The organism is Psychrobacillus syltrankelensis (assembly GCF_055454035.1).
In genome coordinates this window covers 2,146,751-2,159,513 of record NZ_CM144227.1, presented here as the reverse complement: position 1 = coordinate 2,159,513, position 12,763 = coordinate 2,146,751, and the positions used below count along the sequence as shown (strand labels likewise).

The following is a 12,763-nucleotide window of genomic DNA, read 5'->3' as shown; positions in this document are numbered from 1 at the left end:
ATGATAGAGTTTGAATTGTTACTGAAAGAATTGAAGAAGGAAAAGATTAATGCTTTTCTTGTAAATCAACACGGTAAAAATGTTTTTGAATACTATAAAAATAATAAGCAACGGGATAAATTGCATAAGATTAATTCTTGTACAAAAAGCGTGCTTTCTATTCTTATAGGGATTGCATTGGAAAAACAATATTTAGAATCTATTCATCTGCCTGTCCATTCTTTTTTTTCGGAGATTTTTAAGTGGCAGTCAGACAAGCGAAAGATGGATCTGAGTCTTTATCATCTTATAACGATGACTGATGGGTTAGATTTTCCTGAATTTGGAGAGTGGAAATGTTTTTCTCCTATGATTTTTCATCCTAATATAATGTAATTTGTGTTAGATCGTCCATTGATACACCCCGTTGGAACTCATATGAACTATAATTCAGGTAGTTCCCATATTTTGTCTGCTGTTTTGCAACGAGCGACAAATATGAAAACAGAAGAATTTGCAAATGAATATTTGTTTAAACCGTTAGGCATTCATGCATTTCATTGGTACACAGATAATATGAGGATTAACAAAGGAGCTGATGGACTCGTCCTAAAAGCGGAAGATATGATGAAAAAGGTCGATTAATGTTACAAAAAGGAATCTATAACAATAAAAGAATTATTTCGGAAGACTGGATAAATGAGTCCACAACACCCAATTTGAAGACTTATGAGTCAATTGGGCATTATGGGATGCATTGGTGGGTTAATAAGTTAGACAAAGCCCAAGAGTTTTCCGTGAAAAATACATATTATTTTGCTCTAGGTTTTGGAGGACAGTATATTATTGTTTTTCCAAGAAAAGAAATGGTCATAATTATCACGAGTGAAATATATGAAAATAGTTTACTACCTTTAAAAATAATACAAAATTTTATAGAAATTATATAGATTATTTGGAGTAGTTGAGTAGAAAGGTGGTTTTGGTGTGTATAGAAGATATGATACAAGGCATATTTTTATGGCAATAGGAGCTTGTATAGCTTTATTGTCACCCGTTTTTTTGATAATAGTACCTTTAGCAGTTGTTTATACACTATATGATAAGAGAGGAATTTGGCTTTCTTATGTTCCTGGGGAGAATTATGTGGCATTTGGTGTTGGGGTGTTTTTCCTAGTTCTTGGATGTGGGTTGCTATGGTTATATGATGTGCGAAAGTGGACAGTTAGTGTTGGAATTCTTTGTTTTATTCTTTGTAGCTTAACTTTTTACATTGCTTCGTTATCGTATGTAACTTTATCAGACGATGAAATTTCTTATCGAACACTTTTTTCTAGGGAAAATCAGGTATATGATTGGAAAGAGCTCGATAAGTTACTTTATTATGAGAAGTTACCAGAGGATAAAGAAACATCGTATTATGAATTTCTATTTAAAGATGGGGAAATGCTAACGATGAAACAAAATAGTTTTGTTAAGAATATTCAAGGAAGTTTAAATTCTAAAGTAAGGGGATTGAGCATACCTCTTGTTTATGTGGAAGAATAAATGAAGGATGGAAAATACCCCAGGAGTTGTATGAACTAATGGGGTATTTTGTATTTTTTTATAAATTAAATATAACCATTAATTTTTGATTTCTCTTCAGCTTTTACTTCTCTCTGTAAAACGTCAATGCTATCCTTACGACGTTCGTTTTTCTCTTTGATTGCAGATAGTTCTTTTCCTTCTGCAAAATTCATTGCTTCTTCAGCTGCTTCCATATTATTAATTGTTTTTTTTAGTCTTTCTTTATTGTTCGCTAAATCATTTGGTCTTTGGCTAGTATTTGGCACTTTGTTTCCTCCTTCATAAAAAGTCTTGCAAGAAGTATTATTCCCAGAACTATAAAAACTATTAAGGGAAATTTGAATGAATAAAAACGAGGTGATATTGCCATAGTAAAGACGAACAATTGATTTTAAGGAGGAATTCCAATGGTAGATCATACTCAAATGAGCTGGAAAGAAGATAATGTTATTTCCAGGTTGCACAATTCCGTGGATAATGTAACATTTGCTGTAGGGCAAGCTCTAACGAACCCAACAGAACAGTTTATTCAAAATGCACAGGACATGATTGAACACGCAGAAAGATCGGTCCAAATGGCCATCCAAACAAGAGGAGATTTGGACCCTATCATGTCACTTCAGCAACAGCTAAAGGAAGATAAAGAAAGATTAAATATGGTCCATTAAATTCATCTATAGATTTCATACAAAGACTCATTAATAACGAAATGGGTCTTGGTACATAGTTTAATAAACTTCCATTTCATTTAAAGTAGTATTTAAATCTGTTTCTGCTATTTTTTCGGTTGTCTCATCAATTAAGTGTTGAATAAATTCTTCTTCATCAAAATATTCTGGATCTACTTCATACCTATCTAGCGCAATATAGACATTTTCTCTAATGTTTGTTCTAGTTTCTACTAAATCTTTAAAGAAGAAAGCCCATCTTGATTCTTCAAATAATGTTCCATTTATATGAATTATAAAAGATGAAATCATCGAGGAAGGCACTGAGTACGTATTTTTTATACAGATAATTGTTTCATCATTATTTGCTTTGAAAATCATTTCTTTATATCCAATATCAAAATACTGTTTAAATTCTACTTTATTCAAAGTCATCCCTCCATACCGAATCTATTTCTTCTTAGTATATAAATAGAATGAAAAGTTTATACACAACAAAAAAGAGTGTCAGTGATAAGTCTAGAAAAAGACACTCGTTTCCGCGGACGAACCATCGAACCTCCTGGCCCAATTGTACTTGAAGGCGTTGTTCAGTCCGCTTTCCAGCAGGAGTTTAGCGGACGCTATTCTGACCAATATAAGATAAAGAAGAGAAAATTTACATTTCAAAATCTACTTTTTCATTGTCCGACCTCTTGTGTTTCGCTTTCCAACCTAACAAAAACAAACTGATCCCAATTCATATTCGAATTTGGGCTCATTTGTATGTTTTATTAAAATCATAACTGAACAGATCTTCTTGTCGGAATACTTCTCATGTGTCGAACTAGATAACTAAAGTAGCTTGATAGATACTTAATTAACCCTCGCATTTTTTAAAAACTAACCGAATATGTTTAGATGTACTGAAATTATGCTATAGGAAGGGCGAGTTTTGTGAATGGTACACTATCAGATGAAATTAAACGAATTATATGCATCTTGCAGAAGGACCAATCTGAGATAGGAACTTGGGATTATCCTTTTGAAACAGGTATTACAACGGATGCCTATATGATTATTTTATTGCGTTCATTAACTATTGATGATGAAGAATTAATAACGGAACTAGTAGATCGGATTTTAAGCGAACAGCAAGATAGTGGGGCTTGGAAGCTGTTTTATGATGAAGAAGATGACGGTAATGTAGCTGCCACGATTGAAGCTTATTACGCCCTTCTATATTCCGGCTATTGTTCTCAAGATGATGTACGAATACAAAAAGCAAGGCAGTTTATTTTATCAAATGGGGGAATAGAAAAAAGTAATTTGCTAACAAAAGTTATGCTGGCAGTAACTGGACAATTTTCATGGGCAAAAATTTTTACTATCCCGACAGAATTTGTTCTACTACCACACGTATTTCCAATGAATTTTTTCGACCTGTCTGTCTTTGGTAGAGCGAATATCGCTCCACTCATGATTCTCGCTGATAAGAAATACATAATTAAAACAAATAAAAGCCCAAACATTTCAGATTTATATATTATGAACCACAACCCGTGGGATAACGATTATTTATTTAGTACACTCTCAAATGAATGGAGACCTTTTCTTTTATCCATTGAAAAGAGAATTGGGGATCTAATTGGTTTGTCAAAGCCAATTAAGGAACTTGCGATAGAAAAGACAAAACAGTATATGCTGGATCGAATTGAACCAGATGGCACTTTATACAGTTACTTTAGCTCGACATTTCTGCTAATTTTCTCGTTGCTTTCCCTTGGATATAAGAAAGATCATCCAACAATCATTCATGCGGTAAATGGATTAAAATCTATGAAATGCAAAATTGACGGGAAGACTCATATGCAATTTACAACAGCAACGGTTTGGAATACTTCCTTAATTAGTTATGCCATGCAAGAAGCAGGTGTTTCCGAATTAGATCCCGTTATTAAAAAAGCAAACCATTTTTTATTAACACGACAGCATGATAAATATGGGGACTGGGTCATACATAATCCAGATAGTCTTCCAGGGGGATGGGGTTTCTCAATTGTAAATACTCTGAACCCAGATATTGATGATACTACGGCATCCTTAAGGTCAATAAGCAAAACTGTTAATAAAAAAACCAAGTTCCAAACATCTTGGGCAAGAGGAATCCAATGGTTATTTACAATGCAAAATGATGATGGAGGATGGCCATCATTCGAAAAAGGGGTGAATAGTAGCATTTTGTCTATGATTCCAATTGAAGATGCTGAATATTTACTCGCAGATCCATCAAGTGCAGATTTAACAGGAAGAACATTGGAGTTTTTCGGGAATTTCACTAACTTAAAGAAGAGTCACGACTCTATAAAGTTAGGAGTAAATTGGTTATTCAATCATCAAGAACCGAATGGATCGTGGTATGGCCGATGGGGCATATGTTATATTTACGGTGCTTGGGCTGCTATAACCGGGCTTGATGCATCAGGAATATCATCGGACCATCCTTCTATTCTAAAATCAGTCAAATGGCTTCGTGATATTCAAAATCCGGATGGCGGATGGGGAGAGTCTTGTAATAGCGATAAAATGAAAACGTACGTTCCATTAGGAAACAGTACGTTAACTCATACAGCCTGGGCAGTGGATGCGCTTATTGCTGCTGAAAATGAACTAACACCAGAAATAATATCTGGCATCAAATATATTTTAGAAAATAATGATAAGGATGACTGGACAACATCTTATCCAAAAGGACAGGGAATGGCTGGAAGTTTCTATATTCATTATCATAGTTATCGATATATTTTCCCTCTACTTGCTCTTGCGCATTATCAAAAAAAATTTCCGAATGAAAGCCTCTTCACTCTCAAGAACGAATAGGTATGAACGGTGACATACCATTCTATGGTTCAAACGGTATATATTAAAGACTTCTAAATGTGATAGTATTCCAACCCCAGAGGAGAATGTATCAAGTTGGGTTGGACGAATTGATTAATTACAGCAGAAATGAAGAATGTCGAAGTTCATGTGCGTCTCTCAAATTCCAAAACAAATAAGTTAGGACCAAGTGTTCTAACAAACCTAACCGTTGATTTATTTGAAGAACCGGCTGCCTTATTTGGGCAGCTTTTTCTTTATACTTCAGAACTGGATATCCATGAATAACAATAGAAGCTTCTATCATACTATTCAAAAAGTGGAGGAATATTATGAAAAGCTTTTTGATAAAATTGACGCCAATATTATTAATAATATTAGTTTCAATGGCTATGGTGACCGATGCCATTACAGGAGAAAAGGTTGTTGGACAATTACCGGAAGCTGATCTTACATTACATGCTTCTGAAAAAAAAGATGGTGATTTAACAACTGATTTAACAAACTTTAAACTCAAAGTGAAAGGAAATACCTACTTTTTTCCAAGATGGTTGAATGTAACTAATCCAACATATTACCCAGGACTCTATTACAGTGATATTAATAATGATGGCAAAAAAGAAATAATTATTGTTTTAACAACAGATACAGGAAGTGGAATAGTAATACAAGAAGTTCATGTGTTTCATGAAAATAATGGAGATTTATTAGAGATACTTGTCGATAACCCGATGGCTATTCTTAATAAGAATGTAAAAACTAAAGCAAGCAAAACAGAAGCGACCATTACTATTGGTAACAATACAACCAAAATTAACGTTGAGGAGCTAGGAATTGTTCCATCACACCTATTTGAAAATGTAGCTTTTGGAAGTATTTTTAAGTTTAAAGTTATTGAAAATAAATTAGTAGCTATAGTAGATGCTTCAATAGCACCTGCTGGGGGATCTTTAGGTGAAATTCATATTACTTATATGTTCAAAGATAATATGTATCAAGCTGAAAAGATTAATTTTATTCCTAGATGGAAAGTAGAATTTAGAGCTACTGAGTAGTAATTTTTCATATTCATTCACTTAATCTGATTTAAGGATCTAGTGAATGGAAATGAACGATTTTAAGTACTAAAGGGTGCGTTGATCCAAGAAGGATAAACGCACTTTTTTGAACCTTTTTGACTAACGCGGCAGGAGGGGGATTATATGTTTCAAACAATTTTATTTATTATCGTAGTCATTGCATTCTATACTATTTCGATTTGGACAAAAAAGGCTATTCGTTTATGGTTTCAACCAGCATGTTTAGAGGAACCTAAAGTAGATGAGGCATTTGTAAGGCGCTCTCTTATAACAAGAGGTAAGGTAAATTCTTCACGTTGGTTTTTATCGTAATAATTGTTATGACATTATTTATATAAATAGGAGCGAGTGCACAACAAGAGCAGCAGCAGCAGCTTCTTTCACTAACGAGGCATTACTTGAAATTACTTGAAGGTCATGGAGCTGCATAGGTGGCTCTTTTTCTTTATTAAACTAATGCGGAAGGTTAGTTGATTAAGAAAAGATTTTTAAAAAAGAGTGAATTTCAATAATTAAAACAAAAGAAAAAAATTCCAATCTACAGTAGTTGCAACATTTAAAATATTTGCATATACTTTAATTAACCAATGGTTAAATAATGGAGGAGACAATGTTGCCACGCAAACCAACATCCCACGAACTTACTAGAGAAATGATTATAAATGAAGCACGAAATCAATTTATCGGAAAGGGATTTCATCAAGTAACTATGCGGAGTATCGCTAAAGAACTCGGTTGTAGTCATGGGGCAATCTATTATCATTTTAAAAATAAAGCAGAATTATTTTATGTTATTGTAGAGGAATATTTTTTGGAATTGAATAACGTTTTAGAGGATACTGTTAATGGCCATGAGGATAATTCAACTAAACTTTATAATATTTTTCTTCGTTTTATTGAATTTGGTTTAAACCACCAAAGTCAGTATGAAGTCATGTTTATGATAAGAAACACTGAAGTAGATGGGTTATCTCAGGAAACTGCCAATCGTAGCTACCAAAATTTTGCTCAGTCTGTTCAATCTTTATCTAGCAAGAAATTGTTGATAAAAGATATTTATTCTGCATTTATAGCCTTACATGGCTTTGTCTCTCATTATCGGGGATATGTATTTAGTTTTGAGGAAGCAAAAGAGGCTGCTCATGTACACGTAGATTTTATACTCAAAGCTCTAACTTAAGTATCAAAGCTCTAAGTCAATATTTTGATTTAGAGCAAAAAAAATTTGTTTTTATTGACCATTGGTTAATTAAAGGGAGGGAATTTAAGGGTGAAAAAAGCATTAGTAGTAGGGGCATCAGGTGGTATGGGCTATGCATTAGTTTGTGAATTAGTTTCTAGGAATGTGCATGTTATTGCCTTCTCTAGAAGTAAGGAAAAGTTAGAATCGCTATTTAAAACTCACTCCAATGTGACAATCTTTCCGGGGGATGCATTAAACGAAAGTGAGATGCTGGAGGCAGCAAGAGGGGTGGAGGTGATATTTCATGCAGTCAGTTTTCCTTATCAAGAATGGCATAAAATGCATCCTACCTGTCTAGAAATAATGATAAAGGTTGCAAAAAATTATCAGGCAAAAATTGCTCTTGTAGATAACATTTACGCTTACGGAAGGCAATCTGAGCCGATTGTGACAGAAAAGTCGAGAAAGGAGCCACACACTAAAAAGGGGAAAATTCGCCTAGCAATGGAAAATAAATTGAAGGAAAGTGATGTTCCTGCGTTAGTAGTTCATATGCCTGATTTATATGGACCAAATGCAGAAAATACAATGCTCCACGAAACTCTAAAAAACGTAATACAGAATAAAAAAGCAAATTTTGTTGGTAACACTAAAATAAATAGGGAGTTTCTCTATACGTTTGACGGTGCAAAAGCTATGGTTGAATTAGCTCAACGACCGGATACATTTAATCAGAACTGGAATATTCCATCAACTCACCCTATTACAGGTGAAGAGCTGATTACCATTATACGTGATATAACTGGGTACAAAAAAGGGGTACGGAAGGTTTCAAAAATAATGATTCGCTTCATGGGAGTCTTTTCACCTTTTATGAAGGAAGTGGTTGAAATGATGTATTTAACAGAAAATCCAGTCCAATTAAGTGGAGAGAAGTATGAAAAAGAAATTAACTATTTACCTCGTACTTCATATAGAAAAGGAATACAAGAAACAATTTCTTGGATGAAGAAAAGGCAATAATAGCATTGTCTTTCTTTTGAATTCATGGAAGATTTATAATTTCAAATAATTAGTTTGTAAGGATTTTGTGAAATTGTGAACCTAAACTAACGAGGGGCTTTTAATTGAACAAGACCATCAAATTGTGATGGTCTTGTTTTCTTCATATTAACATTATTGTTTAACAGAGCTTAGTATTTAAATCGCTGTTTTTGTTGAAAATTGACTGTTATAAAGATCAGCATAGAATCCGTTTTCTTCAAGGAGTTCCGAATGTGTTCCTTGTTCAATTACTTTTCCTTGGTTCATCACTAGTATTAAGTCTGCATCTCTAATAGTAGAAAGTCGATGAGCGATGACGAAGCTTGTTCGTCCTTCCATCAAACGATTCATCGCTTGTTGGATTAGCAATTCCGTTCGTGTATCTACACTAGATGTAGCTTCATCTAAAATCATAATAGGTGGATTTGCAAGAATAGCTCTAGCAATTGTGATAAGTTGTTTTTGTCCTTGTGAAATATTGGATGCTTCTTCATTTAAGACGGTATCATATCCTTCTGGTAAAGTACGGATAAAATGATCTGCGCGTGCTGTTTTAGCTGCATCAAATATTTCTTTATCTGTTGCTCCATCTTTTCCGAATGCGATATTATCTTTAATAGTCCCGTTAAAGAGCCATGTATCTTGAAGAACCATACCAAATGTTGTTCGTAGATCCGTGCGTGACATTTTTCGAGTGTCGTGACCATCTATAGTGATCTTACCACCATTTAGTTCGTAAAATCTCATCAATAAATTGATTAACGTAGTTTTCCCAGCGCCAGTTGGTCCTACAATAGCCACCGTTTGACCTGGTAACACATTAATATTCATATTTTCGATTAATAAGTCATTTTCATAACCAAAGTCAACCTGCTCAAAAGTCACGGCACCTTTTGCTCTTGCTAAATGTTCTGTCGTAACTTCTTCTACTTCTTCCTGCTCATCAAGTAATTCAAAGACTCGTTCTGCTGCGGCTACTGTAGATTGTATAATGTTAGCAATATTAGCTGTTTGCATAACTGGTTGAGTAAATTGGCGAGTATATGTTATAAATGCTTGAATGTCACCGATAAGAATGGCACTTTGAGTAACTAATATTCCTCCGACCACGCTTATCACGACATAACTTAAGTTTCCAATGAAAGACATCATTGGCATTATAATACCTGATATAAATTGTGCTCTTCGTCCAGCATCGTACAGCTTCTCATTCACGTCATCAAATTCAGCAACCGCTTTTTTCTCATGTCCAAAAACTTTAACCACTTGATGTCCGGTATACATTTCTTCGATGTGTCCGTTTAACTGTCCAAGCGTTCTTTGTTGGTCAGCAAAATGTTTTTGTGATCTCTTCAATATTGGTTGGATCACAAACATGGATAATGGCAAACTCACAATAGAGATTAAAGTAAGTATTGGGCTAATCGTGAGCATCATTACAATAATACCGACAATGGTAACAACGGAAGTGATAAACTGCGTCAAACTTTGTTGAAGTGTACTTCCAATCGTATCAATATCATTGGTTACACGGCTTAACGTTTCACCGTTTGGTCGACCATCATAATATTTAAGCGGTAGTTTTTCGAGTTTATTGTTTACTTCTTCACGTAAATCATAAACCGTTTTCTGCGCAACACTCGACATTATATATTGTTGAATATAGCTAAATAAACTACTTATAACATATAAAGCTACTAATAGAAGTAGAAGTTTCCCAATTGTAGTAAAGTCGATTGCAGCACCAGGAACTTTGGTCATTTTTGCGTATGCACCTTTAAATAATTCGGTAATCGCATTCCCCATTATTTTGGGTCCTACAATAGAAAAAATCGTACTTAAAATAGCGGCGATAAAAACAGCAATTAATTGATTACGACGGGGCATTAAATAAGTAAGAAGACGTTTTAATGTCCCTTTAAAATTTTTAGCCTTCTGACCACCCATCATTAAGTTCCCACCGCCAGGTCCACCATGTCCCATTGGACTTCCGCCTTGAGGACGCGAATTCTTATGCTTACTCATGCGATTTCCTCCTCTGAGAGCTGTGATTCAACGATTTCTCGATATACCCGATTGTTTTCAAGAAGTTCTTTATGAGTCCCTATTCCTGCAATTTCACCTTTATCAAGTACGATGATTTGATCGGCGTCAACAACAGTACTTACACGTTGTGCAACAATTACAACCGTCGAATTTTTTGTTTCGTCTTTCAATGCTGCTCTTAATTTGGCATCTGTTTTAAAATCGAGTGCTGAAAAGCTATCATCGAAAATGTAAATATCAGGCTTTCGGACAAGAGCTCTTGCAATAGATAAGCGTTGTTTTTGTCCTCCAGATACATTCGAACCACCTTGTGCAATGACAGAATCAAATCCTTCGTCCATTCTACTAATAAAGTCTTCCGCCTGAGCAATTCGAGCTGCATGTTCGATTTCTTCCTGTGTAGCATCTTGCTTTCCAAAACGAATATTTTCTTTAATTGTTCCAGAAAACAGAAGAGCTTTTTGTGGAACAAAACCAATTTTCGATCGTATTTCGTCTTGCGAAGATTCACGAACATCGACACCATTTACACGAATTGTCCCGCTTGCCACATCGTAAAAACGGGGAATCAAGTTGACAAGTGTAGTTTTACCAGCACCAGTACCCCCAATGATTGCCGTAATTTCCCCAGACTTGGCTTGAAAGTTTATATTCGACAAAGCAGGTTCTTCTGCTCCTGGATAGCTAAATGATACATGATCAAATTCAAGCGTTCCTCGTTCTTTATTTGCTTTTTTAGACCCTTCGTTTAAAGAAGTCGGTATTTTGTTTAGTACTTCATTAATACGGTTTGCAGATACTGCGGCACGAGGGACCATAACGAACATCATAGATGCCATTACAAGTGCGAACATTATTTGCATAACGTATTGTATATATGCCATTAAATCGCCGATTTGCATGGCAGCACTATCAATGCGAATTCCACCAAACCAAATTACAGCAACAACTGTTAAATTCATCACAAGCATCATGACCGGCATTAAAAATGCCATCACTTTGTTTACTTTAATGGATACATCCGTCAATTCCTTGTTAGCAACTTGAAGACGTGATTTTTCTTGTTTTTCTCGATTGAACGCTCGAATTACTCGAATACCAGTTAAGTTTTCTCGTAATACAAGATTTAAACGATCTAGTCGTTTTTGAACAATCTTGAAGAGTGGTACACCTTTATAAAGTATTAATAAAACAGCACCTATTAATATAGGCATAGTTAGTACAAGCGTGAGAGACAATTTGGCATCTTTGGAAACAGCCATAATTAGTCCTCCAACAAACATGATTGGCGCACTTATTACCATTCGTAACATCATAATAACTACTTGCTGAACTTGGGTAATATCATTCGTAGTTCTTGTTATAAGAGATGCTGTTCCGAACTCATCAAAGTCTTGCAAAGAAAATTGCTCTACATGTTTAAATACTTTACGTCGAATATCCCTTCCAAGGCCCATTGCTGCTTTGGACGAATAAAAACTTGCAACAACCGATGCGATTGCTCCAAATGCGGCAACTAAAAGCATTAAGCCGCCTATTTTCCAAATATAAGGTGTATCACCAACGACAACGCCATTATCTATAATATCTGCCATTAAAGTCGGTAAATAAAGATCTGACATGGATTGGATAAAAACTAAACCAAAAACTGCAATAATAATCCACTTATAGAAGGTAAGATGTTTTAAAAGCTTAATCATTCTGAGTGTTCCCCTTTGTACTAGTTTCTTTTTCTAAAGAATCGGCAATATGGAGAAGGGTTGCTTGAATTTCTTCAAATTGTTTTTCCGTAAGTGTATTTAAAACGGAATCAATTACTTGGTGAATGGTCCCTTTTTTTTGAGCAATCGTTTCATATAAAATTTTCCCTTTTTCACTAAGTATTAGTTGCATTTCTCGTCTGTTATCAGGAACAGGATCACGCTCAATCCATCCAGCTTGAACCAAACCATCAACTGATTGACTCAAAGTACTTTTTGGTATTTGTACAATCTCTCCTAATTTTTTTTGTGTTATTTCCTTATTCGGTGCGATTGTCATAAGCAGGGAATATTGTGGAACAGTTAAGCCATGTTCTAAAGCAGTTTTATGTACAAACTGCATCAATTCCCTATTTACACGTCGAAACAAATGTAAAAAATCCGATGATTTAGCACTGTATTTCCTATTTATATTTACTTTTCTCACCTCGTCCTATTTAAAATAGTTCCAAATGGAACAGTTCAATTACGGTGTTTTAAATTTACTCTTTCTTGGAAGTAGAGTCAAGCAAGAAGATAGAGATTTAGCTAGAGGGAGTCTCTTTATATGAATATTTTGTCCAGTGGAATTAGAAG

15 protein-coding genes and 1 pseudogene are annotated in these 12,763 nt (G+C 34.7%); 11 read left to right on the top strand and 5 right to left on the bottom strand.

What is annotated here, in order from left to right:
• Genes ACTSKG_RS10385 through ACTSKG_RS10370 form a run of 4 tightly spaced genes read left to right on the top strand, consistent with a single transcriptional unit; the run spans position 1 to position 1,527 of the window.
• A complete protein-coding gene (locus ACTSKG_RS10385; protein ID WP_464754563.1) occupies positions 1-375 on the top strand; it encodes a hypothetical protein in 375 nt (124 codons plus the stop codon).
• Positions 376-378: 3 nt separating this feature from the next.
• Complete coding sequence (locus ACTSKG_RS10380; RefSeq protein ID WP_464754562.1) at positions 379-624, top strand: serine hydrolase; 246 nt, start codon at positions 379-381, stop codon at positions 622-624.
• Complete coding sequence (locus tag ACTSKG_RS10375) at positions 624-929, top strand: hypothetical protein (protein WP_464754561.1); 306 nt, start codon at positions 624-626, stop codon at positions 927-929. The genes ACTSKG_RS10380 and ACTSKG_RS10375 overlap by 1 nt, the downstream gene beginning before the upstream one ends.
• 37 nt (positions 930-966) lie before the next feature.
• On the top strand, positions 967-1,527 hold the full coding sequence (locus tag ACTSKG_RS10370; protein ID WP_464754560.1) for a hypothetical protein: 561 nt from the start codon (positions 967-969) through the stop codon (positions 1,525-1,527).
• Positions 1,528-1,592: 65 nt separating this feature from the next.
• On the opposite strand, the gene ACTSKG_RS10365 is transcribed toward ACTSKG_RS10370, so the two are convergent.
• Complete coding sequence (locus ACTSKG_RS10365) at positions 1,593-1,814, bottom strand: small, acid-soluble spore protein tlp (RefSeq protein WP_464754559.1); 222 nt, start codon at positions 1,812-1,814, stop codon at positions 1,593-1,595.
• A 141-nt stretch (positions 1,815-1,955) separates the two neighbouring features.
• Here ACTSKG_RS10365 and ACTSKG_RS10360 point away from each other — a divergent pair, with 141 nt between their 5' ends.
• Positions 1,956-2,216: a hypothetical protein gene (locus ACTSKG_RS10360; protein WP_464754558.1), complete on the top strand. Its 261-nt coding sequence runs from the start codon at positions 1,956-1,958 to the stop codon at positions 2,214-2,216.
• Between the two features lie 60 nt (positions 2,217-2,276).
• Here the strand turns inward: ACTSKG_RS10360 and ACTSKG_RS10355 are convergent, their stop codons facing one another.
• Positions 2,277-2,645 (bottom strand): hypothetical protein, encoded by a 369-nt coding sequence (locus tag ACTSKG_RS10355; protein ID WP_464754557.1) that lies wholly within the window; start codon positions 2,643-2,645, stop codon positions 2,277-2,279.
• A gap of 507 nt (positions 2,646-3,152) precedes the next feature.
• Here ACTSKG_RS10355 and shc point away from each other — a divergent pair.
• The 6 genes and pseudogenes from shc to ACTSKG_RS10325 all read left to right on the top strand — a co-directional run bounded on the left by shc (position 3,153) and on the right by ACTSKG_RS10325 (position 8,360).
• Complete coding sequence (shc, locus tag ACTSKG_RS10350) at positions 3,153-5,075, top strand: squalene--hopene cyclase (protein WP_464754556.1); 1,923 nt, start codon at positions 3,153-3,155, stop codon at positions 5,073-5,075.
• 70 nt (positions 5,076-5,145) lie between these two features.
• Positions 5,146-5,363 (top strand): annotated as a pseudogene (locus tag ACTSKG_RS10345) (hypothetical protein); the annotation flags it as partial.
• A gap of 44 nt (positions 5,364-5,407) precedes the next feature.
• A complete protein-coding gene (locus ACTSKG_RS10340; RefSeq protein WP_464754555.1) occupies positions 5,408-6,130 on the top strand; it encodes a hypothetical protein in 723 nt (240 codons plus the stop codon).
• A 147-nt stretch (positions 6,131-6,277) separates the two neighbouring features.
• Positions 6,278-6,466 (top strand): hypothetical protein, encoded by a 189-nt coding sequence (locus tag ACTSKG_RS10335; protein WP_464754554.1) that lies wholly within the window; start codon positions 6,278-6,280, stop codon positions 6,464-6,466.
• A 298-nt stretch (positions 6,467-6,764) separates the two neighbouring features.
• Positions 6,765-7,334: a TetR/AcrR family transcriptional regulator gene (locus ACTSKG_RS10330; RefSeq protein WP_464754553.1), complete on the top strand. Its 570-nt coding sequence runs from the start codon at positions 6,765-6,767 to the stop codon at positions 7,332-7,334.
• Between the two features lie 90 nt (positions 7,335-7,424).
• Entirely contained in the window at positions 7,425-8,360 is a 936-nt protein-coding gene (locus ACTSKG_RS10325) for an SDR family NAD(P)-dependent oxidoreductase (RefSeq protein ID WP_464754552.1), read from the top strand.
• A gap of 177 nt (positions 8,361-8,537) precedes the next feature.
• Here the strand turns inward: ACTSKG_RS10325 and ACTSKG_RS10320 are convergent, their stop codons facing one another.
• Genes ACTSKG_RS10320 through ACTSKG_RS10310 form a run of 3 tightly spaced genes read right to left on the bottom strand, consistent with a single transcriptional unit; the run spans position 8,538 to position 12,530 of the window.
• The gene (locus ACTSKG_RS10320) at positions 8,538-10,406 is read right to left on the bottom strand and encodes an ABC transporter ATP-binding protein (protein ID WP_464754551.1); all 1,869 of its coding nucleotides are present in this window, start codon (positions 10,404-10,406) and stop codon (positions 8,538-8,540) included.
• A complete protein-coding gene (locus ACTSKG_RS10315) occupies positions 10,403-12,127 on the bottom strand; it encodes an ABC transporter ATP-binding protein (protein ID WP_464754550.1) in 1,725 nt (574 codons plus the stop codon). Before ACTSKG_RS10315 ends, ACTSKG_RS10320 begins: the two co-directional genes overlap by 4 nt.
• Positions 12,120-12,530, bottom strand: coding sequence for a MarR family winged helix-turn-helix transcriptional regulator (locus ACTSKG_RS10310; RefSeq protein WP_464754549.1), 411 nt, complete (start codon positions 12,528-12,530; stop codon positions 12,120-12,122). The genes ACTSKG_RS10315 and ACTSKG_RS10310 overlap by 8 nt, the downstream gene beginning before the upstream one ends.
• Between the last annotated feature and the right edge of the window lie 233 nt (positions 12,531-12,763).